General features: G+C 50.7%; 25 protein-coding genes. 21 read left to right on the plus strand and 4 right to left on the minus strand.

The genetic code is table 11. The features are described from left to right. Positions 1-97 precede the first annotated feature (97 nt). The 3 genes from JT719_RS05490 (at position 98) to JT719_RS05500 (ending at position 2,098) form a co-directional block, all read left to right on the plus strand. Positions 98-958, plus strand: coding sequence for a DUF2306 domain-containing protein (locus JT719_RS05490; RefSeq protein WP_207431484.1), 861 nt, complete (start codon positions 98-100; stop codon positions 956-958). A gap of 239 nt (positions 959-1,197) precedes the next feature. Beyond that, entirely contained in the window at positions 1,198-1,707 is a 510-nt protein-coding gene (locus tag JT719_RS05495; RefSeq protein WP_207431485.1) for a GNAT family N-acetyltransferase, read from the plus strand. A gap of 7 nt (positions 1,708-1,714) precedes the next feature. After that, on the plus strand, positions 1,715-2,098 hold the full coding sequence (locus JT719_RS05500; RefSeq protein ID WP_207431486.1) for a nuclear transport factor 2 family protein: 384 nt from the start codon (positions 1,715-1,717) through the stop codon (positions 2,096-2,098). Positions 2,099-2,368: 270 nt separating this feature from the next. Here JT719_RS05500 and JT719_RS05505 read toward each other — a convergent pair whose 3' ends face one another. Next, entirely contained in the window at positions 2,369-3,469 is a 1,101-nt protein-coding gene (locus JT719_RS05505) for an acyltransferase family protein (protein ID WP_207431487.1), read from the minus strand. 392 nt (positions 3,470-3,861) lie between these two features. Between JT719_RS05505 and JT719_RS05510 the strand changes: the two genes are divergently transcribed. From JT719_RS05510 to JT719_RS05560, 11 genes are all read left to right on the plus strand, one after another. After that, positions 3,862-4,176 carry a hypothetical protein gene (locus tag JT719_RS05510; RefSeq protein ID WP_207431488.1) on the plus strand — a complete coding sequence of 105 codons (315 nt, stop codon included), beginning with the start codon at positions 3,862-3,864 and terminating at the stop codon, positions 4,174-4,176. A 410-nt stretch (positions 4,177-4,586) separates the two neighbouring features. Next, positions 4,587-4,922, plus strand: a complete 336-nt coding sequence (locus JT719_RS05515) for a hypothetical protein (RefSeq protein WP_207431489.1) — start codon at positions 4,587-4,589, stop codon at positions 4,920-4,922. A gap of 692 nt (positions 4,923-5,614) precedes the next feature. Next, positions 5,615-5,782, plus strand: a complete 168-nt coding sequence (locus JT719_RS05520; RefSeq protein WP_207431490.1) for a hypothetical protein — start codon at positions 5,615-5,617, stop codon at positions 5,780-5,782. Positions 5,783-6,023: 241 nt separating this feature from the next. After that, positions 6,024-6,188: a hypothetical protein gene (locus tag JT719_RS05525; RefSeq protein WP_207431491.1), complete on the plus strand. Its 165-nt coding sequence runs from the start codon at positions 6,024-6,026 to the stop codon at positions 6,186-6,188. Between the two features lie 1,289 nt (positions 6,189-7,477). Continuing rightward, positions 7,478-7,735, plus strand: coding sequence for a hypothetical protein (locus tag JT719_RS05530; protein WP_207431492.1), 258 nt, complete (start codon positions 7,478-7,480; stop codon positions 7,733-7,735). Positions 7,736-8,012: 277 nt separating this feature from the next. Next, positions 8,013-8,489 carry a hypothetical protein gene (locus JT719_RS05535; RefSeq protein ID WP_207431493.1) on the plus strand — a complete coding sequence of 159 codons (477 nt, stop codon included), beginning with the start codon at positions 8,013-8,015 and terminating at the stop codon, positions 8,487-8,489. A 122-nt stretch (positions 8,490-8,611) separates the two neighbouring features. After that, a complete protein-coding gene (locus JT719_RS05540) occupies positions 8,612-9,376 on the plus strand; it encodes a hypothetical protein (protein WP_207431494.1) in 765 nt (254 codons plus the stop codon). 211 nt (positions 9,377-9,587) lie between these two features. Beyond that, positions 9,588-10,040: a LexA family protein gene (locus JT719_RS05545; RefSeq protein WP_207431495.1), complete on the plus strand. Its 453-nt coding sequence runs from the start codon at positions 9,588-9,590 to the stop codon at positions 10,038-10,040. Positions 10,041-10,045: 5 nt separating this feature from the next. Continuing rightward, positions 10,046-11,314 (plus strand): Y-family DNA polymerase, encoded by a 1,269-nt coding sequence (locus JT719_RS05550; protein WP_207431496.1) that lies wholly within the window; start codon positions 10,046-10,048, stop codon positions 11,312-11,314. A 460-nt stretch (positions 11,315-11,774) separates the two neighbouring features. Next, positions 11,775-12,602: an MBL fold metallo-hydrolase gene (locus JT719_RS05555; RefSeq protein WP_207431497.1), complete on the plus strand. Its 828-nt coding sequence runs from the start codon at positions 11,775-11,777 to the stop codon at positions 12,600-12,602. 494 nt (positions 12,603-13,096) lie between these two features. Next, positions 13,097-13,639 carry a DUF4142 domain-containing protein gene (locus JT719_RS05560; RefSeq protein ID WP_207431498.1) on the plus strand — a complete coding sequence of 181 codons (543 nt, stop codon included), beginning with the start codon at positions 13,097-13,099 and terminating at the stop codon, positions 13,637-13,639. A gap of 80 nt (positions 13,640-13,719) precedes the next feature. Here the strand turns inward: JT719_RS05560 and JT719_RS05565 are convergent, their stop codons facing one another. Further along, positions 13,720-14,421, minus strand: coding sequence for an SOS response-associated peptidase (locus tag JT719_RS05565; RefSeq protein WP_207431499.1), 702 nt, complete (start codon positions 14,419-14,421; stop codon positions 13,720-13,722). Between the two features lie 17 nt (positions 14,422-14,438). Between JT719_RS05565 and JT719_RS05570 the strand changes: the two genes are divergently transcribed. The 7 genes from JT719_RS05570 (at position 14,439) to JT719_RS05600 (ending at position 20,310) form a co-directional block, all read left to right on the plus strand. Continuing rightward, the gene (locus tag JT719_RS05570; RefSeq protein WP_207431500.1) at positions 14,439-14,666 is read left to right on the plus strand and encodes a hypothetical protein; all 228 of its coding nucleotides are present in this window, start codon (positions 14,439-14,441) and stop codon (positions 14,664-14,666) included. Positions 14,667-14,794: 128 nt separating this feature from the next. Next, positions 14,795-15,580 (plus strand): hypothetical protein, encoded by a 786-nt coding sequence (locus JT719_RS05575; protein WP_207431501.1) that lies wholly within the window; start codon positions 14,795-14,797, stop codon positions 15,578-15,580. Between the two features lie 66 nt (positions 15,581-15,646). Next, complete coding sequence (locus JT719_RS05580) at positions 15,647-15,898, plus strand: hypothetical protein (RefSeq protein ID WP_207431502.1); 252 nt, start codon at positions 15,647-15,649, stop codon at positions 15,896-15,898. A 450-nt stretch (positions 15,899-16,348) separates the two neighbouring features. After that, positions 16,349-16,933, plus strand: coding sequence for a GNAT family N-acetyltransferase (locus JT719_RS05585; RefSeq protein ID WP_207431503.1), 585 nt, complete (start codon positions 16,349-16,351; stop codon positions 16,931-16,933). Beyond that, positions 16,930-17,556, plus strand: coding sequence for a class I SAM-dependent DNA methyltransferase (locus JT719_RS05590; RefSeq protein ID WP_207431504.1), 627 nt, complete (start codon positions 16,930-16,932; stop codon positions 17,554-17,556). Before JT719_RS05585 ends, JT719_RS05590 begins: the two co-directional genes overlap by 4 nt. Before the next feature lie 322 nt (positions 17,557-17,878). Next, positions 17,879-18,364, plus strand: a complete 486-nt coding sequence (locus JT719_RS05595; RefSeq protein ID WP_207431505.1) for an ankyrin repeat domain-containing protein — start codon at positions 17,879-17,881, stop codon at positions 18,362-18,364. A gap of 488 nt (positions 18,365-18,852) precedes the next feature. Next, positions 18,853-20,310 (plus strand): aldehyde dehydrogenase family protein, encoded by a 1,458-nt coding sequence (locus tag JT719_RS05600; protein ID WP_207431506.1) that lies wholly within the window; start codon positions 18,853-18,855, stop codon positions 20,308-20,310. Positions 20,311-20,441: 131 nt separating this feature from the next. On the opposite strand, the gene JT719_RS05605 is transcribed toward JT719_RS05600, so the two are convergent. Both JT719_RS05605 and JT719_RS05610 read right to left on the minus strand, forming a co-directional pair. Then, positions 20,442-21,044, minus strand: a complete 603-nt coding sequence (locus JT719_RS05605) for a hypothetical protein (RefSeq protein WP_207431507.1) — start codon at positions 21,042-21,044, stop codon at positions 20,442-20,444. A 464-nt stretch (positions 21,045-21,508) separates the two neighbouring features. Continuing rightward, positions 21,509-22,843, minus strand: a complete 1,335-nt coding sequence (locus JT719_RS05610) for an NAD(P)/FAD-dependent oxidoreductase (RefSeq protein ID WP_207431508.1) — start codon at positions 22,841-22,843, stop codon at positions 21,509-21,511. Between the last annotated feature and the right edge of the window lie 40 nt (positions 22,844-22,883).

Consider the following 22,883-nt stretch of genomic DNA (forward strand, 5'->3'; position numbering starts at 1 on the left):
CTCCCTCAGTTCAGGTATTTTTAGTAAATTTAGCTGCGCTCCTCCATGAACCCCAATGCTGTTTTAGATAGACTCTGCCACCCATAAAGACACCCAGATGAGTAACGTCTTGCGCAAACCCATTACTCCTGCAACCCAACCCCGGTCCATAGCCAAGTTAAGCGCGGCCGCCTTCCGGTGGTCCAGCCTTCTGCTGGTGGCTACGGTCTGGTGTAGCGCCGCCCTGTTTGGCTTGTACATCCTGGCTTTCTACGCCGCCGCCCTTTACGAAGGCGATATGCAGCGCTGGAACGGTGTGCTGCCCGGCCTGTACGTGCGTGATTCTGTTGCCTCCACCTCGGGCATTGGGCTACACTTTGCCACCGGCGGCATTATCCTGGTGCTGGGGAGCATTCAGCTCATAGACAAAGTGCGGGAGCGTTTTCCTGCCTTGCACCGCTGGATTGGGAGAGTCTACATTCTGTCTTCTCTCCTGGCGGCCATTGGCGGACTGGTGTTTATCTTCCTGAAAGGCACTATTGGGGGCACAGTTATGAACATTGGCTTCGGGCTGTACGGGGTACTCATGTTTGTTGCGGCCGTGGAAACGCTCCGCCACGCCCTTGCCCGCCAAATGGAGAAGCACCGCGCCTGGGCGCTGCGGTTGTATGCGCTGGCCATCGGGTCGTGGCTTTACCGCATGGACTACGGCTTCTGGCTGATGCTCACAGACGGCCTTGGTCACACCCGCCAGTTCAGCGGCGCGTTTGATATGGTGATGGTGTTTTTCTTTTACCTGCCCAACCTGCTGGTGGCCGAGGCCTTCATCAGGGCGCGGCGGTTTACCGCCTCTCCTATCCTCAGGCTTTCCGCCTCGGTTGTATTGCTATTGGCTACCGTTTTTCTGATGGTGGGCACCTATTACTTCACTTTATACTACTGGGGCCCGGCCATTGTGAATTGGGTCACTGGCGCCTAATCTGCCCAGATTCCCCTATCTTCTGGATTAGCGCCAAACGGGCTTTCTCTTTTCCCGAAATCCCAGGCCGCATTTTAGGGTAGTTTTGGGGAAGAGACACCTAAAACGAAATGATGGAAAGGAAGCCAGGAAGCAGCCTGCTTCCCGATCAGGTTGCTTTACACACCGTAATGGCTCCAAATCTTTACCTTTGGTTACCCAAAGCTGAAAAAACAAGAATGCACGCAAACCTGAACCACATGCTAACGGAAGGAAAGATTACGCTCAGGCCTTTACAGGACCACGACCGCGATGCCCTGGCCCAGCTTGCCAACAACAAGAAGATCTGGGACAACCTACGGGACATTCTTCCTCACCCGTACACCCCCGCCGATGCGGACGCCTTCATTCAGCTCACCCGGCAAGAAAAGGAGCCCATGACCTTTGCCATTGCCTTTGACCAGCAGTTCTGTGGTATCATTGGGCTGGTGGGCCAAACCGACATATACCGGAAAACCGCCGAGATAGGCTACTGGATAGGCGAGCCGTTCTGGAAGCGGGGCATTGCCACCACTGCCGTGAAACTCATTACTGCCTACGGCCTCCACCAGCTTGGCTTTCTCCGCATCCATACCGGTATATTTGAATACAACCCTGGGTCTATGCGGGTACTGGAGAAGAACGGTTATGAGAAAGACGGCATCTTCAGGAAATCACTGGTCAAGAACGGCCAGATTTGGGACGAACACCGGTATTCCATCATCAAATAACTACCATATGACGAGTCATCTGCAAGAAGAAACAGTAAGGGACTACATCAGGGCTTACAACGCGTTTGATGTAGACGGCATGCTCCAGCACCTGCACCAGGATGTCTGCTTTGAGAACATCTCGGGCGGAGAGGTCAACCTGACCACCCACGGACTGGAGGAATTCAGAAAACAGGCCGAAAACGCCAAAGATTTCTTCCGGGAAAGAGAGCAGAAGGTGCTTTCTCTCCAGTCCACCAATTCCACCACCGAAGCGCACATTGACTACACCGGTGTTCTGGCCAGGGACCTACCCAATGGCCTGCAAGCAGGCACTGTGCTGCAACTGAGCGGCAAGTCTACCTTCCACTTCCAAGACGACAAGATTATTCGGCTGGTAGACGAGAGCTGAGCAATTCTTCTTTCGACCTGGCTCATACCTGTATGCGCCAGGTTGAAAGAAGAAAGCAGAAAAATGAAGGGTTCTGGCTCGGAAGAAAACCTGAACTTTCAGAAAAAGTCCGTTCCGATTCAGGCGGATATTTGCCGAGGATGGTGTGAGGAACCCGAGCAGCTTTTTATTGCCCATTACGGAAAACTGCCCTAAAATCAGAAAGCTAACCTTTCAACAAGTTGCTTCCTGAAAGCCGCTGATTCAGGCTCACCTTCGCAGAGTAGGCTTCTAATGAGCGCCTTTGATTTTCAGTTTTCTCCCCACCCATTTCACCAGAGGTCTCTCCACAAAATACGTGAGCAGAGAAGCCACTAGAACCATTATTGCTGTCATCAGCAGGATCTGCCATAGTTGCGGCAATTCTTTCAGTTGGGGCTTCACAAACTGGTTCCCGATTACCATATGGATCAGGTAGAGGCAATACGAAATACCGGCCAGGAAAAGGGTGACCTTGTTGACAATGAGCCTGAGACGATTGTTGATGGACAGGTAAAAGAACCCGAAGTAAACGAACGTCATCAGGGCGTGTTCATACAGCGGCCGGTGTAGCACCACCCCATGGATTTTAGCGGAATTACCCACGGCAAGTATGTTGGTGATGAAAGCCAGCAGCAAGAGCAACCACCTGCCCACGGTACCGCCATCATATTTTATTTTATTGAAGACAATACCCGCATAAAAAACCGGCCACACCACCATGAGCGGAAAACAGGTAAGAATTGTCCAATGAACGGCGTTAAAACTCCCCAGGGGCACTATACTTGTAAGAAATAAATACAGCACCCCTACTGCCCCAGCTTTCTCCAGGTACTTCCCCCAATTCAGAAAGAGCAACCCGCCTAGCATGGAGTAGAACAGTACCTCAATGAGAAGCGTCCAGTACACGCCATCCAGAAAAGGGATGCCCATGAAGAAATTCAGGAGAGTGAGATTGGAAAGATACTGCAGAATAGTTTGCACAGGTGAAAGGCCGTGTTTTACCTGGAAAGCAAAAATACACAGGAAGGTAAGCGAGGCACATGCCCAAAACGTTGGAATCAGCCTGACAAAACGCCTTTTGGCGTACTCAGAAGCAGAAGGGCTGGAACGAAGCAGGTTGTACCCAACAAAACCGCTGATGATGAAAAACAGATCGGTACCGCCCGCAAACATGGCCAGGTAAGCTTTATAGGAAGTTACCTCCGCAAAGTGAAAGAGCACTACAATAAAGGCGGTGATCCTCCGGGTGCAGTCCAGTTCAATAATTCGTTTGGAATCTGCATTTTCCGTTTCAACGGGGTATCTTTCTACTTGATGAGGCGCTATTACCTCTACCATTGTTTGCTCCATAGGTCGCCAATATAGGACAATACTTAGTTAAATTTAGAAACAAAGCTCTATGATAAGATAAATTTTTAACATAAATAATCCTACTCGTCAATATTATTTTAGGAAACTTACATTTTATAGCAGTTTACCACTAAGTACTTAGGCTTACTACTTGCTTACCAATGGGCAGACAAACCAATCCAACCAGAATATAGCTTAGGTTCAATTCTATCGGAGGCAACGCACGTTTAAACCAATGAAGTCATCTTACTATTTTGCTAGCGGCCAATCTTTATTAACAATTTGATAACCAATACCAAACCTCTATCAGGCTACTACATGTTTGCCTACTATGTATATTGACTTGGCGTTAATACACGGTATCACCAATAGCCTAGAAAAAAGCGGCCGTTATGGAAACAAAGGAGAAAAGCATTCCAGCCCTTCAACAAATCCTGCACAATCTTCGGGACTTGGAGGAACAGCGCCTCCAGCACCGGGACGTTACTTTCTCGCTCCTGACTCAATTACATGAAGCCTCGTCCATTTTTCAGGAGCTTCTGGCGCGGGAGAAACCAGGCGAGCAAACGAGCACAGTTATCAATTACTGCCTCATGAAACTGGAGATGGCCATTAAACAGGTGGAGTTCGGGAACGTGGGCGATGGGTTAAGTTTCAGCGAGTCGGTGATTCTCTACTTCCTTCACCAAACCTCGGCAACAAAGTAGGACTTACCTCCTAAACGCAACCTGAAAGCTTTCTTGAAACTGCAGTGTGGGCGTTTATGAAGCTGAGTGATCAAAACTCACCTAAACCACCAACGCTATAAAAACTAAGCGCTCTTTATACAGGTGGCGCCATTTTGTTCTTTAAGACCATTGAAAATGCCGTTCTTTTCTATATATTGTTACAGAAAATAACAAGAAAGGTAAGAACTTAAAAAGAATTGTATAATATAGAGCCCATAAACGGCTGCTGAAATGTTTCTTTACCAGAGACATACGCCAGCTGCAGCAAGGTTTGGGGGCGTTGTACGTCTCAGGCCCTATTTTACCACATACCCTGGGGTTGCTTAGCTTACAACAGGCCGAAAAAGCCTCTTGAATTGTTTAGAAAAGTATAAAATTTACTAACCAGAATGATAGAACTTAGACAAGAGTGCATCCAGACGCTTCAAGGAATTTTGAAAGAAATGGAGGAGTGCGCAAGTGACACACCAGAGGTAATCACCCATCAACTGGAGGCTATTCAGGAAACAGGGCACATCCTCTCTGACCTGAAAGAAACTACCCCTGCAGGCACCCAAGCCTATGAACGCCTAACCCTTCTTTTCCAGATGCTTGGGAAGGCAAAAGCAGAAGTGGAAGAAGGACGCCTACAGGAAGGCCTGTGGTTCAGCAAGTCTGTGATTACCTTTCTTTTAAATGGCACCTCCACCGATGCAGTCCCGCTTGCTCCGGTAGAAGCCATCTAAGCTGTAGTATTCAGGAACCGGGAGGAGTTGATGGAGGCGTTGGCAGGTGCTTTGGCCGGTAAAACTCTATATCATTCCTCCACCCTTCCCCTTCTCACAGGAGATCAGACCCTTTCGTAAGCACAGATTCTGTTTTCTATCTCAGTACTTCTTGGCAAGTTTCCTTTCTGCTGAGTAGCGGAGTTATGCATTTGCCGTACACAGGCCTCCTTCTTTTTATGTAGCTGCGGCTACCGCCTCCGCACCAACTTCTCACGCACTCTCAGGGCACTCATCTTAGGTTAGTACATCAGCCAAACGCTTAAACATTCTATTTTCGCTTTGATATTTGATATAAATTCTATTTCTTACCCAAAGAAATAGAACCGCTTTCCGCTAAAAGTATCTTGTGAGCCGTTGAATTTCTGCTTTGGTACTTTTCTTCCATTTGCTGCCCTTTGGTTACACGTGATCCTGCGTGGTACATGAATTTCGCGCTTAGACCAACTCTAACCCATACGTCAAGAATTCCCTCCCCTTCTTAGTAAAAAGAGCATTTGCATTCTCCGGAACTGATGTTTAGCAGGCTTTTCCAACAAAGGCTTACTACGCTGTGCTGACCAACACTGGCCATCCGTTCACCTATACCCTATATATATATGAAGCTATATATACTCATATCTAATAGTTTAATCAGAATAAAAGAATCTTATATGTTAATTGTCATCGGTTTTATTATCACGAGTGTCATCCTTTTTTCGACCGGCTCCATAGCAATCAACAAGCTGGCTATTAAGGAAAGCGAGAAAATCGCCCTGATTGCCATGCTGTTCTTTCTGATCATTCTGCTGGGTTTTCCGGTAGTTACCTTAATGAGATGACCACACTAACCTGAAAAAAAGCGTATGAAAGCACTCCTTAACTAACACCACTCCCACATCAAAGCCCCTCCACTACAGAGAATTCCCGTTACGCTCTGGCCCTAAGCTGTCTTCAAAGGCTGGCATCTATGCTGTGACGGTAAATACTTCTTTGATTTTCTACTGATTTCATCTTGTTTATTAGCAGTATTAGTACTATCTTCATTTAGAAAGTTATAATTCCTACCTAACTCTCTTACCCATGCTATACATAGGATTTATCATTGTCAGTGCAATTCTGTTCATTGCAGGAGCATTCACCATTGAAAAGATGGAGGCGAGATCACAGGAGAAATCACTTATGAGAATGGCGTTGTTTGCCTTGATCATCATCCTGGGATTGCCTATAATGTCGTTTGCAGGCTGAGAAAGGCGTTTCCATACGCTTACACCTGCCTTTTTCCGCTGGCGCAATCTCTTGCATTCTTCCTCCAGCGTTCATCGCCTCCTGCGATGACTCTCCCCCGCAAAACAACCTGTTACCCGGTTCCTTGAATTAAGGCAACTCTTGTTTGCTGCTGCCCAAAATTTCCAAGGAAACGCACAAGCTATTCTACTTAGAAAAGTGATATTTAGCTTTCTCAACCTAAGAACTGGAGCTTTTGGGTCACAGTAGCTGATGCAGTCATTTATTCTCTTCCCTCAGCTTTTACTAAGGGTACATTGCTCTGTTGTAAGAGAAAACCCAAAAGTAGAAGCAGACTGGATTCTTGGCTATTTTTCCAGAAAACAGGTCAAAAACTCTTTGTCAAAGAAAAGAAAGCAGGTATTTCTTTTGCAAAATGGGTTTGAAAAGGCATTATTAAACCCTTAAACCCAAAATCATGAATAACGGGTATTTTCGGCAATGCTGCCTTTATAAGTGATGGAGATTGGAGTTTCCTTTAGAAAAGATCTTGATAAGTGAGGGCACTTCTCCTACAAATGAAGCCTGTGGTATCAAACAATACAAATCTGGGCTTTCACCCTTTACAGTATTTGCACAAAACAAAGCAGAACAAGGCCTACAAGCACCAATACCATAGTTTATCTGGAACTATAATCAGATGCACCAAGGTAATCTATGGAAAACGGGAGTTATGGTTAGGTTTTCCGTGGTATCCTCCTATTCGCCAGTCAGCATCAACCAACTTGAGCAGCTTGCCCTTGTTCAGATTGATACTTCTGTTTTAACTGGGTTTTTCTGAAAGATGAGCGAAAGAGTGGCGGCGGAGGGAATCGAACCCCCAGCGCGTCTTAGTTTACAAATCGGAATATTTTTGACAGACGAATAGCACGACAGACAGATTCCTGCTATTACACTCCCGACCAACCTCAACTCTTAAGCCCTATCGCCGCCTTTCATCTGTAGAAATACTGTCTATACTCCCGCAAAAATACTTATTAGTAAGTATTGCAACAAACGTTTCCCTTATTATAACAGCGCCTTTCTAAGCCTTCCCTCCCTAAAGAGCCAGCCCGATGCACCAGAAGTAGCACATCTTGCCGATGCTGCACCGGTTTAACATTTTTGCTTAGCCATCAGACCGCCAGAGAGCAATTTGCCAGGCTACTACAGCTATTTTAAGGGTAAATTCAGGTCACATGCAGTTGTAATACTGATGCTTTCCAGCACCGGAAAAGATACATTTGCCTCCAACACATGACCTGACAGCTATGGAGAAGGAAGACTTTATTTTAAAGGAGATTTACAAGAAAGTGCAGACCATGGATCAGCCAAACGATTTTCCCATGGATGCGGAGAAACTAAGCACGCAGCTAGGCATCTCGCAGGAGGAGATGTTGGCGCTCTGCGATTCCCTGGCCGATAACGGCTTTGTTGCGGTAAGCTCGTTCCGCAACCCTCCGGTCCTGTACCTGACCTTTACCGGAATCCTCAGGGCGAAACGGCTTCTTACCCATTCCCCTTCCTAAGCCACCAACCCTTTTCAAAGACTTACCCAGGCAAACTGCGGCAAAATCGTTTATTCTTATCTCCTGCCCTGCAAGGCCCTCATGGTTTTCAACTGTGAGGGCCTTGCTTTTTCTGTTTTGCCGTGGGCAGGCGGGAGTTCTGTTTTAGGCATAAACCAGGAAAAACAGCCTTAAAACAGGTAAGTGCTACCACAAGCGGTACCGGTTGCTTACCATTGAAAAACTAAGCTTATCTTACTACTCAAATTACTATTCTAACTAAACCCAAATGTAAAGCATGAAGAAAGTTGTACTCCTTTGTCTTGTGTTATTGACCTGTGTTCAGGTGTTTGCGCAAAGCGTCTCAGACACCATTGAAGTAAAGAAAGGCTTCTCCACCGTTTTCCGGCAGAATGGCCGAAATCTCACGCCTAAGCAACTGCTGGACATTACCCAGTCAAACCCCGAGGCGTACAAGGAAATGAAGATCGCGAAAGGGAAGGCCGGTGTAGCAAATGTACTTGGCTACGCGGGCGGATTTCTGGTGGGCTGGCCTATAGGGGCGGCGATTGGCGGCGGAGAACCCAACTGGGCCCTGGCGGGCATTGGCGCCGGACTGATTGGCGTTGCCATTCCGTTTGCCACGTCGTTTTCCAAGCACACCCAGAACGCCGCCAGAATCTACAACTCCGGCTTAACCCAAACCGGCATGAACCACTTTGACCTGAAACTGGGATTCACCGGCAACGGCCTGGGTCTGAACCTGAAGTTCTGATTTACCCACCCGCAGGCTGCCGTCTGGGCCCGTTGTACGTACTTGTAAAAGAGCCGTCAACTGACTCAGGCGGCAGCTTGTTTTTAACGCCACTGATCCCTAACCCAAGAAAAGCTTCCTCTATGGTATACCATGTATTGAACGGAGACGCGCTGCTGGATAGGTTTTCCGCCACCGGTCTCAACGGCGAAGCAGTCATCATGCGCGAATGTTTGATTGAGGGCGATGTAACCGGCGATACGCTCCCGGAGTTCTACCGCACCAGGGCCGCCTACCTGCAAGCCACTTACCCAACCGTGCAGGAAAGCTATTACACCAAGGTAGTGCCCCAATTGGAGAAACTCACTTCCGCCCCCGCAGACGCTGAGTTCAACCTGTGGTTTGGCTATGACCTGTTCTGCCAGGTGAACCTGTGGTTCATTCTTTCGCTGCTGCACAAGCAGTCCCACAAAGAAGTATTTGTGGTCTATCCTACATACCTGAGCGGAACCGATGTCTGGCAAGACTTCGGCTTGGCCTCTGCGCAGGATCTGCTCAACTGCTTTCAGGACCGGGTGAAGTTAAACCAGGAAGACCTGGCTTTGGGCAAAGATCTGTGGGAAGCTTATAAAAACGGTGATCCATCCAGGTTGGAAGAACTATCAAAGCGGCAGTCTGCCTGCTTTCCGTATCTGCGGGAAGTATGCGCCGCTCACCTGGAGCGGTTTCCTGGCAACGGTGAGAAAGGCCGACCGGAAAAAGCGATTGAAGAAATCGTCCAGAGTGCCGGCCCTGAGTTCGCCGCCGCTTTTGATGCGTTTTCCAGAAAAGAGGGCATTTACGGTTTCGGTGATGCGCAGCTCAGGCAAATTTATGACCGGGTGGTTTCAACTGGCACTTCAACTTAACCTCATTTCCGCAGGTTGCCTGCAAAGCCTTGAGTATCAACTAACCTCGTGTTTTTGCTTTCGGCCTGCACCATTAGGCAGATTGTTCCTTTCTGGTTTGCCAAAACCTTGTTCAGCGGGGGTAAATCGGCCTTAAAACTAAATATTTTAGCTAAATATATAGCTTTTGCTAATTTTGTTCGTAAAACACCGCAGAAACAGCAGAGGCAATATGGAAGCAGCGATCATCCCTTTACACCCGCTCCAGGAGCAGCGGTTCCTGATTATCATTGACAGAGGCAACTCCCTGCCGCTTTACACCACCACGGTGCAGGCCGGTTTTCCCAGCCCCGCCACCGACTACTCCGCCGACCCCATTGACCTGAACACCTACGCCTCCAATCACCCGGCCTCCACATTCCTGGTGAAAGTGGTAGGCGATTCCATGATTGGGGCGCACATCATGCCCGGCGATCTGGCCATTGTGAACCGCGAGATCAGGCCTGCCAGCGGCATGGTGGTCCTGGCGTTCGTGGACGGCGGCTTCACCATCAAGCGGCTGGAGGTCAAAAAAGAAGCCGCCTACCTGCTTTCAGAGAACGCCAAGTACCCGCCCATCAAGATCGATTCCCCGGAGGGCGGCATCATCTGGGGCGTGGTAGTAGGCATTCACCGTAAATTCTAGCGGATATGACGTCCCTGTTTGCGCTGGTGGACTGCAACAACTTCTACGCTTCCTGCGAGCGGGCCTTCAATCCCACCCTGGAGGGCAAACCCCTGGTGGTGCTCTCCAACAACGATGGCTGCGTGATTGCGCGCAGCAACGAGGCCAAGGCCCTGGGCATTCAGATGGGCGCCCCGGCCTTTGAGATACGCGACCTGATGGAACGCGAAGGCGTGCACGTGTTCTCCAGCAACTACGAACTCTACGGCGATATGAGCCGGCGCGTGACCATGATTCTGGCGGAGTACACGCCCAACCTGGAGATCTATTCCATTGACGAGTCGTTTCTGGATCTGGGCAATTTCCGGCACGTGAACCTGGAGCAGCACGCCCGCGAGATCTGGGAGCGGGTGCCGCGCGCCACCGGCATTCCTGTGGCCGTGGGTGTAAGCGTGACCAAAACCCTGGCCAAGCTAGCCAACCGCCTGGCCAAGAAATCAAAGAAAGCCAACGGCGTATTGGTTCTCACCGATCCCATGCACATAGAAGCGGCCCTCAAAGCCACCGAGGTAGGCGATATCTGGGGCGTGGGCCGGCGCTACGCCAAAAAACTGGCGCAATTTGGCATCTACACCGCCTATGACCTCACGCAGCAAACCGACAGCTTTGTGAAGAAGCACATGACGGTGGTGGGCCTGCGCACGGTGCGCGAACTGCGCGGCGAGCCCTGCATAGAACTGGAACTGGCCCCACCCACCAAACAGAACATCTGTACCTCGCGCTCGTTTGGGGAGCCGCTCACCCAGCTTTCTGATATTGAGGAAGCCCTGGCCGCCCACACGGTGCGCTGCGCCGCCAAGCTCCGCAAACAACAGAGCTGCGCCAACGCTTTCACCATTATCCTGGAAACCAGCCGCTTCATAGACCCCAGACAGACGTACCTGAACAGCCGCACGGTGCAACTGGAAAGCCCCACCGCCAGCGAACTGGTGCTGGTACCCAAAGCGCTGGAGGCACTGCGCATCCTTTTCCGGCCCGGCTTCCGGTACAAGCGCACCGGCATTCTGGTCTCGGGCCTGGTGCCGGCCACGCAGGTGCAGCAAAGCCTCTTTGAGCCAGACCATCGCCAGCGCGATCAGGACCTGATGCAGACGCTGGATTTCCTCCGCAAACGGTTCGGGCATACGGCGCTGCGCTACGGCGTGCAGGGCACCGGCAAGAAATGGCAACTGAAAAGCGAAAACCTCTCGCCCTGTTACACCACCAGACTGGAAGGCTTACTCAAGGTTTGGTAAGCGTTTCGGGGTTGTTTCCTGGAAAAGAAGGCTAAAACGGAAGCGCCATTGCGCTCTTGGTGCGGCTGGAAATTATGTTACTTGTTTCAGGAAATTGTGTAAAGCAGCCTTGTGCCCTGGGGTTTAGTTTTGCCTTAGGATTCACAACACACACACGCGACATGAAGACGGTCACTTTTCCATCCGCTACAGGAAACCAAGCCGAAAACGCGCACTGCCCCACCCTGGAGCGTGAAGAATTAGAAATGATAGACAACCTGGAGACAACGGACTAGAACAAGCCTTAAGGAGGTAGCTATTTACCCAGCATTCCTCCACTTTTTGATAGAATTGGTTATTTTTAATCAATAGCCTAGCTGAGCCTTAAGGCGGTCTGGTTTCTTAGAATTCTGCACCTGGCTTTACCTGTTCTCGCTTCAGTTCGGCATTAGCTTTTACAGATTCCCTTAAAGACACTTGTATGGCTTTCACCGTCAGAGACCCACACCAGAAAAACATTTGCGCTACCTGCGGCACGCGTTATGCCTCGGCTAAAGATGCTGCAGACAGCTGCCCCATTTGCCTGGACGAGCGGCAGTACGTAGGCGATCATGGCCAGGCCTGGCTGAGCTATGAGGAACTGGGCAAAGGCAAAAGCATTCGGTTTACTAGGCTGCAGCCCGGTTTGCACGAGCTTATCATTGTGCCTGCGTTTGCCATTGGCCAGAAGGCGCACCTGGTTTTATCAGAGAGCGGCAATATTCTCTGGGACTGCCTTCCGTACCTGGATGAGCCTACCATAGCCTATATTCAGTCGCTGGGAGGTCTGAAAGCCATCACTATTTCGCACCCGCACTACTACGGCCTCATGGCCGAGTGGGCAGCCGTGTTCAATTGTCCCGTTTACCTGCATGAAGCTGACCAGGAGTGGGTACAGGACGAAAGCGAGCACTTCAGGTTCTGGGATGGTGCGGAAATGGCGCTTTGGGACGATATCAGGATTGTGCACGTGGCCGGTCATTTTTCGGGGAGCACCGTGTTGCACCTTCCCCACCACGGCACCAACGGCACCCTGCTCACCGGCGATTCCATCTACGTAGCCCGCGACCGGAAGCATGTTTCTTTCATGTACAGTTTCCCCAACCTGGTGCCACTGCCCCAGAAAGCCATAGAGCTCATCCGGCAGCGGGTTGAGCCACTGGCTTTTGATACCCTGCACGCCGCCTTTGAAGGACAGGTAATTGCCACTGGGGCCAAAGAAGCGGTTGACCGATCTGTGAAACGGTACCTGCGCATTTTTCAGGAGTAAACCGTAGCCGTAAAGCAGAAGCGATGTTGGGCACCCACCCAGTGGCGGTACAAAGCAAGACCATCAGCCTGCTTTCCTGCGGTACAACAACCTCGGACGGTTAGCTACCTTCAGGCCAGTACGCGCATTAAGAGATCAGCCTTTTTTTAAGCCAGCGATTTGTAAGTGTTTTAAAGGGTAATCTCATTTTCCTGTAGCTTGCCAAAGTTATTATTAAACATAACAAGTCACCTTTAAGACATTAATCCATGAAAAAGCTTAAAAAAAGATGAAATTATTTTTCAGCTCATTTAATAGACTTCACAGCACCTGTTCTGCTTCAAAAACCGGGAAATCAGCCTAGAAACGCATAAATAAAATCATATCAGTATTTAAATATTAAGATTCGTGTTTCTACGTGAAATTAGGCGTAATTAACATATTAACAGGGCATTTCAAAACCATACGCGTAGACAAAGGTTGTTAAGAAAACACAATTTATATTCTAACCACCTATGAAAAAGATTAACGTATGGATGCTCCTGTGCGGGCTAATGTTGAGCAGTGCCGTTTTGGTATCATGTGACGACGACGATGAAGACGCGAACATGGAGGAAGATCGCATGCGCATAGCTACATTTATGCAGAATGCTGCCGCCAGTGATATGTTTGAGATTACCACCGGCACCATGGCTCAGGAACAGGGCGAAACCGATGATGTTCAGGAGTTTGGGGAAATGCTGGTAGAAGACCACACCGCTACCTCCATGGAAATCATGGACATGGCCGATGAGCGTGACATTGAGTTGCCTACTACCCTTCCGGCCGCTAAAATGACCATCGTGAACCGCTTGAACGGTGAAACAGGCCTTACTTTTGACAAAGACTTTGCCACCGTGCAGGTGCAGGCGCACCAGGAGGCAATAGCCCTGTACGAGCAAGCCGACCGTGAAATCACAGATGCTGAGGTACAGGCTTTCATTGACGCTACCCTGCCTGCGTTACGCATGCACCTGCAGCATGCCCAGCAGCTGAAAACCATGGTAGATGCCATGTAACAACCAGAGGCTCACCTCAAACAAAAAGCCCCTTTGTCTTTGCAGGCAGAGGGGCTTTTTGTTTTACTTGGTCGCAGATTCTACCCAAACAGCCCTCCCTGCTCGGCCACGGGCGCCAGCACCGCGGGTACATCGTTTCTGGTTGAGTTCACCAGCGCAGACACCGGGTAGGCTTTCATTTCCTCGGCGGGGTACGGCCTGAGCAGTTCCGCCAGGCGTTGCACGTCATTGGTCTCAGAGAGCCAGAGGCGTTCTTCCTCGGGGTGCAAAATCACGGGCATGCGGTTATGGATACCGGCCATCAGCTCATTAGGCTCAGTGGTGATCACGGTGAAGGTATTGAACACCTCGCCGCTGCCCTGGTCTACCCACTCGTCCCACAGCCCGGCAAAGGTGAACAGCTCCTGGTCTTTAAGCACAATGCGGTACGGGGTTTTGGTTTTGCCCACGCGTTTCCACTCGTAAAAACCGTCGGCGGGCACCAGACACCGTTTGCTGCTCATCAGCCGCTTGAACTGGGGTTTCTCCAGAATGGTCTCGGTACGGGCATTGATAGGCCGCAGGCCGTGTTCTTTCTCTTTGGCCCAGCTGGGCAGCAGCCCCCAGGAAAAGTACTGCACCGTAGTGGGCTCCTGGTTGGTGATCACGGGCAACAGCTGCGAAGGCGCGGCATTGTAGCGGGCCTTCTCCTCATACTTGCTCAGGATTTCGGCCACCGATCCGCCCGTTTTGGCAGCGGTGGATTTGCTCTTCTTCGGGATGATGGAATAACGTCCGCACATAAAACTCAGGTTTAAGGGTGATCCAGGCGAAAGCTACTACGCTATTGCCTTTACTGGCAAGTACGGCATTCCTGCGGTATTTGGCCAGGCGTGGCCAGCTGGGTCTTTCCACAGCGGTCGCTGATTTCGGCTCGTTTTACAGAAAACAGGCCCAGAACCGCAATGCTGTTATCGGCTTCAAAATTGGATTTATTTTTCCTCTGCTTTTTAACAGCGGCTTAATTCTGCGTAACTTGCCCGGCTAAAGACCTGAAAGAAAGAACTAAATCTCAGTTTATAAAAGCAGCCTGTATATTCGTTTCAGGCCTGTTTTCCTGAAAACATAGCAATTATATAATATTACTAATCAGACCATATCTCTTATTTGCACCACATGCTTAAAAATCTACTTTACTTTTTCACCTTAGGATTATTCGCTTTTGGCTGTTTGGATGGCAACGAGACCGATCCGGCCCCTTTGGGAGACTGCCAGATCAGTACCACGGCAGATGGAGGTACCGGATACCCGTTTACGCTCAAGTACTCCTTCAATGACCAGAACCAACTCACCAGGATCACCGCGACAGATACCTCGGGCCTGGATGTTAGGTTAACTTATGACACCAAGGGCCGCTTGTTCACTGAAAAAGAAGGAGATGTGGTTTGGGAAAACGAGTACAATACCCAGGACCAGTTGGTAAAACAAACCCGTACGTTCAGCGCCGGCGGCCGCATAGAACAGGATTTCTATCTGCACACCTACAACAGCGCCGGGCAACTGCAGGAATCTACCTTCCACTCAGCCAACGAGCCTTCTTTTACCCAATACCGGTACGTGTACCACTACACCAACAACATGATCACGCACGTGGAGAAAACCACGTATGCGGCAAACGGCTTTGTGGAAGACATCACCATCACTTATGACGGCAAAAAGCAGCCGCTTCCCCTGCTGCCTATGATTGATTTCCACCTCCATTTCGGTGATCCCCATCCGGCATTCGGGTTGTCGGCCGGGAATGTGACCAGTTACAAGGTGGTGAACAGAGAAGACGGCAGCATCAGCCCTGTGAGCTATACCGCCTCCTATACTTACAATGAACAGGGCTACCCCACTGAGGCGGTGCGGGTGTACGCAGACGGCACTGTCAAGCGCCGGTACACGTACAACTGTCCTTAAACTTTTCTATCTTTCAGCAGGCTCCGGCAAGCCTCCGGAGTTTACCTGATCTCCTTGAAAAGCCCTATGAACGTACTAACCCTTAACCTCACAGACAACGTAAAAATTGAAGTAGACAACAGCTTCACCGGACTGGAAACCATTAAGTACAACGGCGAGATTGTCTCAGAAAAGAAATCACTGCTGGGCGAAAACCACCGGTTTGAGCGGGAGGAGAACGGCGAGCTGGTGCAGTATGAAATCAGGATCAGTATCAAGCACCTCACCCGCGTGGGCATAGACATTTACCGCAACAACAAAGTGATTCTGTTGAGTTAAGCTTACCGGCACCATGCCAGCGTTTTAGAACTATTTCCCATAAAAGCAGGCAAAATTGATTGAGAACAAAAGAACAAATAAGCTGATATCCGTATCATTTATCTGTTCTAACTCTTATCTTTAAGCAAGAGTCTCACACTTTAACTATTAAAGCCATGGCCGGAAAAACACCCACCAAAGAGAGCGGAAAGAAAGCCCCCGCCAAAACCCTGAAAGAGAAAAGGGCGGAGAAACAGCAAAAGAGAGACGCTAAACGTGACTGATGCACCTCAATGAAACAGGAAGGCCCCCGGAGAAAATCCGGGGGCCTTCCTGTTTCAAATCATTCCATAAAGTTGCCCCCGTGCCGCGCATGGCCATAACCTGCTCTCTTCCTATCCTTGGAAAAGGGTTTAAGACCGTTTGCCTGTCTCCACTATACACAGTGAAAATCAACCCAAACCTAGCCGTATGAACACGCCAGTTTTAGCTGTAAGAGAGTTGCAGGAAAGCGACATTGAGGCCATTGTAAACTATTGGCTAACCGCCGATGCCGCTTACCTGGAAGGCATGGGCGTGGAGCTGTCCAAAATACCCGGCCGGTCCGCATGGATCCACATGCTCAAAACCCAGGTGCACACGCCATTGAAAGAAAAGCAATCCTACTGCCTCATCTGGACACTGAACGGTAAAGCCGTGGGGCATTCCAATACCAACAAAATCATCTTTGGCCAGGAGGCTTACATGCACCTGCACATCTGGGAGGCAGACATCCGCCGGCAAGGCCTGGGCAGTTCTTTCCTGAAACTTACCATTCCGCACTTCTTCCAGAACCTGCAACTAAAGACCTTGTTCTGCGAGCCCTACGCCCTTAACCCGGCCCCCAATAAAACCCTGCAGAAAGTAGGCTTTCAGTTGCTACAGGAATACACCACTACGCCCGGCTGGATCAACTTTGAGCAACCCGTAAAATTATGGCAAATGTCCTTGGAGCGTTTCCGGCAGGTAGAGCAACTTTGGGCCTTAGAAAACCAACCATCCGTCTCTGCAAGATGAACACCCAACAAGCCTACAACACCTGGGCCGCCCAGTATGATACCAACCACAACAAAACCCGCGACCTGGAAGGGAAAGCCCTGCGCACTGTTTTAGCCCCCATCCCGTTCCGCCGATGCCTGGAGATTGGCTGCGGCACCGGCAAGAACACCCTTTGGTTGGCCCAGAAAGCACTTGAACTTACCGCCGTGGACCTCTCAGAAGAGATGCTCCGGAAAGCCCAGGCCAAAGTCACCGCGCCGCACGTGCACTTCGCCCAGGCAGATATCACCTCTGACTGGACTTTCTCAAACGGCCTCTATGACCTGGTCACCTTCAGTTTGGTGCTGGAGCATATTGAGCACCTGGCGGGCATCTTCCAAAAGGCCGCTGCCAGCCTACAGCCCGGCGGCTACGTTTACCTGGGCGAACTGCACCCGTTCAAGCAGTACACCGGCACCAAAGCCCGCTTTGACACCCCAGAGGGCCGGCACGTGGTAGAGTGCTTCAACCACCATGTCTCAGATTTCACCCAGGCCGCCCAACAGCACGGCCTGCAATTGGCAGAGTTGAACGAGTTCTTTGACAACGATGACCGCACCACCATTCCCAGAATCCTGACCTTGCTTTTCCAGAAGCGCTAACCCCAAAACAACCATCTTAGGTTTTGAGCAATCAAAGGAAACCCACAGCACCGGGCAGAACCCCGCTCCAGGAACGCTTGGTGAAAAGTACTATTTCTTCAAAGTAAATACTGTACTGCAGCGGCGGCCGTTTACGGGTTAATTCTGTTAAAATAGCCCAAAAACAGGTTTCGTCTGCACAGAAACAAGGAAGTGAAAAAAGCTTAAAATTTTTCTATCTGATAATCAACCACAACTAAGTAGATACCAAAAATAACATAGCCCTTTCTGCATATTCCACGTATAAGGAGTTCATACGTGCATCTTATAACAACCATTCCCCATGAATTTCACATCCACTAAAGTAGAGGACATCCTGTTTGACGCCGCCCGTAAAGGAGATGTGGTGACAATACAGGAAATGATCGCCGAAGGCGCAGACATCAATGCGCAGAACGGTCGTGGTTTCACCCCCCTGATTCTTGCTTCTTACGAGGGGCATTATGAAGCCACCAAAGCTCTTCTGGACGCTGGGGCCGATGTAAATATGCAGGATTACAGTGGCAACACGGCCCTCATGGGCTTGTGCTTTAAAGGCTACGCCGATATTGCCGAACTGCTGATTGAGCGAGGTGCCGATTTGAACATTCAGAACAACAGCGGCGGAACCGCTCTTATGTTTGCCACCATGTTTGGTCGCCATGAGTTAATGCGACTGGTTGCCGAGCACGGCGCTGATCAACACCTGAGAGACAGCCGGGGTCTTACCGCCCTCGAAATGGCTGAGAAGATTGGGAATGAGGAAGCCCTGAAAGTTCTTCATTACTAATCTTGGCGGGCTAAAGGCCCACTAAGTTCTGGTGCACTATCGTCACAAACGAGCAGAAAGCAGGACAGCACCCCTGCCTCTCAACTGCCCCAGCAGAAATCCCTTCGTTTCGGACCTGTTTTCCCAAAAACAGCCCCGAAACGAAGGGATTTCTGTTTCCTCCTCAGATCAACGGCTAACAACTTCAGTTTACGGTGGGTCCAAATCACAAACCTGAACCAGGCAGAGAGCAGCAGGTGTAAACATTCCCCCTTCGCCCCTTCAAAGGAGGATTTTGCGGGAAGAACCGCAGTTCAGGTTGTTTGGCGAGAACTCCAACAACGGCACAAGGGCCACCTGTTTGGGAACTGATTTTGTGAAAACACCCTCAAAACAGCATTGAGAATCAGCTTCATATTCTGCAGAAAAAGGCTGATTCTCAATATACAAGATAACCTATCTAAAATGGGAGGGGTACACCAAGAGGGTAATTGGTAAACCCCAACACAATGAAACAGTACCAAGACTTAGACAAACAATTTATAGCCGGCCAATGGCAAGACGGCTCCGAGGATTACTTTCTGGAGAACCTCAACCCGTATGACAATTCCGTACTGAACCGCTACAAATGCGCGGGCACCCAGGACGTGGACCGGGCTTTTGATGTGGCCAAAGAAACGAGTAAAACCTGGAGCCAGACCCCGCCCATTGAACGCCGCGAGATTTTTATTAAAGCGGTAGCGGTGCTGGAGCAACGCAAAGACGAAATCATAGACTGGCTCATCAACGAGGCGGGCAGCACCTACCTCAAAGCCAGCGTGGAGTACGCCCAAACCCGCGACATGATTCTGGAGGCCAGCTCCTTCCCTACCCGCATGAAGGGCATGATCACCAACTCCTCGGTGCCCGGCAAGGAAAACTACATCTTCCGGAAGGCCCTGGGCGTGGTGGGCATCATCAGCCCCTGGAACTTTCCGCTGTACTTGTCTATGCGCTCCATTGCGCCGGCCATTGCGGTGGGCAACACGGTGGTGGTGAAGCCCGCCTCGCAATCGCCGGTGACGGGCGGTACGTTTGCCGCCAAGCTGTTTGAGGAAGCCGGTCTGCCCGCCGGGGTGCTGAACGTGGTGGTAGGTAAATCCAGCGTCATCGGAGATTACTTCACCGGCCACCCGGTTTCTAAACTGATCTCGTTCACCGGCTCTACCCCGGTAGGCAAAGGCATTGGCAAGATAGGCGGCGAAGGCCTCAAGAAACTGGCGCTGGAACTGGGCGGCAACAACGCATTTATCATCCTGGACGATGCCGATGTAGACCGGGCTGTAGACGCGGCTATCTTCGGGCGGTTCATGCACCAGGCGCAGATCTGTATGTCTACCAACCGCATTCTGGTGCATGAGAGCCTGTATGAGGAGTTCAGCCAGAAATTTGTGCAGAAAGCCAGGCAGCTCAAGTACGGCGACCCGCGGGAGAAAGACACCATTGTGGGTCCGCTTATTGACAACAAGGCCGCCAAGCGCGTGGTAGATCTGGTGCAGCGCACCGTAGACGCCGGGGCCAGACTGGAAGTGGGCGGCTCCGCCGATGGCAACGTGGTGCAGCCTACCGTGCTCACCGGCGTCACCAGAGACATGCCAATTTTCCAGGAAGAAGTGTTCGGCCCGGCCGTGGGCATCATCTCGTTCAAAGACGATGAAGAAGCCATTGACCTGGCCAACGCCACCGAGTTTGGCCTGAGCGGCGCCCTGCACACCAGAGACCTGCAACGCGGTATTCAGATGGCCAAACGCGTGGAAACCGGCATGATCCACATCAACGACCAATCGGTGAACGATGAGCCGCAGACGCCGTTCGGGGGCGAGAAAAACTCCGGCGTGGGCCGTTTCGGGGATGACTTTATTCTGGATGAGATGACCACTGTGCAGTGGATCAGCGTGCAGGTAGAGCCCCGGCAGTATCCTTTCTGATCTGGTCCCCAGCCACAGAAAAGCCGTGCTTTGGGGCTGTTTCCTGGAAAACAGCCCCGAAACACGGCTTTTCACATGGGGTCATCGTTATTGAACCGTCACCGGCAAAGCATTCTGGCAGCGGGGCAGGGTTATCGGTTACCTCTGGAAGGCAGGTAGATCTGGAAGCCCAAGCCTATGGACAGCCCGGTATTGCCCGAGGTGCCGGAACCCACATCTATATTGGCGTGGCTGCGCACCAGGTTCAAAGTGCCTTCCAGAGACACGTTGGTCGCCACAAAGTGGGCATAACCGGCTCTTACCCCGTAAACGGTAGAAAAGAACTTGTCGCCTTCCACATCTTCCAGGTTACTGCCGGCAAACCCCACCAGCGCCTCGCCAAACCAACGGTGAGTTGGGGCAGCCCCCTCGGGAAAATAGTACCTGACAAAGGGAGTGAGTCCGTAACTAAAGAATTCTCCTCCGTCAAAAATCTCAAGCCCCAATTGCACCTGAGCCCCAATAGCCGCATTGTCGCTGATGAAGAAACCGGCCCTTGGTGCAACATCTAACGTGAACGTCTCAGATTTGAAGTTATGTCCAATGGTAGCAAGATCGGCCCCAATGAGCCAGTTTCCATCCCGCACAGCGGTGGCAGCTACTGGAGCTGTGCTTTGCGGAGGGGTAATGGTTTGGGCAAGGGCACTGAACCCTACCACCATCACCATGAACAGAGAAAGTAAGACTGTTTTCATGATAGAAATTTTAGTTATAATTATTTCTATATTAAACGAGTCTAATAATTTAATGTATTGATTTTCATTAGGTTATTACCAAAGCCAGATAAATTCTGAAGAAGAAAGTCCTTTGCACTTAACCAAGCGGGAACACAGTCCATGGCCTTTGCCAGAATACCACTGTACTGCCCGGTTCCCAAGTCACAAAGGCCATGTGATACCCTCATCAGTTTGTCTGTAACTCCAGAAAAACGAGCTGAAAAAAGGAAGGAACACCGCAGAGAGAATCCCACGGAGTTTGCCTGAAAACACCCATAAACAACGGACTGGTAAGGGCAATACAAACCTTGAGCCGTATTCACACACGACTGCTTAAAAAGCAAACACGGCCCCTTTTCTCTTAAAGCCGAGCCTGGCTATGCCACCCTAAAACATGCGGGCTTCAGCTGAAGGCAAAACCAACCGAAAGGAACACCCGAGATTTAGATAACGGTCTTGTGCGTGATGGTCTCGGTGATGGGGATGTTTTCCTGTTTTTTCCCGACAATGAGGCGGTTGCCCGAATCATAGGTGAAGTAGTTCCAGAACCAGTTGGTCATGACCACAAGGCGGTTTCTAAAGCCCACAATGGAGATGAGGTGAATGAACATCCAGATAAGCCAGGCAAAGAAGCCCTGTGACCGGATGTCTTTTTTGAACAGTTTCAGATCGGCTACGGCTTTGTTACGGCCAATGGTAGCCATGGCGCCCTGGTCTTTGTACACAAACGGCGTAAGCGGTTTGCCGTGGTGCAGGTTCACCAGGTTCTTCCCCAGCAATTTTCCCTGCTGGATGGCCGGTTGGGCCAGCATGGGGTGCCCCTGCGGATTTTCGGGGGTAATCATGGCGGCCACATCGCCAATGGCGAAGATGTTGTCATACCCCTCCACCCGGTTGTAAACGTCTACCTTCAGGCGGTTGCCTTTCAGGATACTTTCGGGCCGGAGCCCTTTAACGGGGTTCCCGGTTACGCCCGCGGCCCAGATGAGGGTGCGCGTGATAAGGGTTTCGCCGTTGTCAAGGGTAACGGTGTAGCCGTCATAAGACTTCACCCGCCGGTTCAGCCAGATCTTCACGCCCATTTCCTCCAGGAACTGCAGTGATTTTTTGGAAGCCTCCGGCGACATGCCCTTGAGCAGCTCGCCCCCGCTCTGGATCAGGTGAATGTCCATGGATTTGAAATCCAGCTCAGGGTAGTCTTTGGGGAACACGTGTTTGCGCAGCTCGGTGAGGGCGCCGGCCAGTTCCACGCCGGTGGCTCCCCCGCCCACAATCACGTAGTCCATGAGGCTGTTGAGCTGTTCCTCATCGTCTAGCTGCAGGGCGCGCTCAAAGTTGTCCAGGATGGTATTGCGGAGGCTGATGGCATCGTCAATGCTTTTCATGGCGATGGCGTTTTTCTCCATCTGCGCATCCCCGAAGTAGTTGGTGGTGGCACCGGTGGCAATGACCAGGTAATCATAGCGGATGAGCCCGATGCTGGTTTCCACCAGGCGCTGCTGGGTGTCTATGCACTGCACCTCGGCCATCCGGAAGTAAAAGTTTTTCTGGCTCTCAAATACCTTCCGGAACGGATGCACAATGGAATCTGCCTCAATCCCGGAGGTGGCCACCTGGTACATAAGCGGCTGGAAGGTGTGGTAATTCTGCTTGTCAATAAGAATAACCTGTACCTCTGCGTTTCTCAGGGATTTCACCAACTCCAGCCCGGCAAATCCACCGCCAATGATCACTACTTTAGGTTTACCGGTACTGGCTATTCTAGCATACTTTGCCATGTTGCGTCAACTCAAGCGGGAAAGCCTGGAAGAACCCAGG

This window comes from Sabulibacter ruber (genome assembly GCF_017355955.1).
GTDB classification, from domain to species: Bacteria; Bacteroidota; Bacteroidia; order Cytophagales; family Hymenobacteraceae; genus Nibribacter; species Nibribacter ruber_A.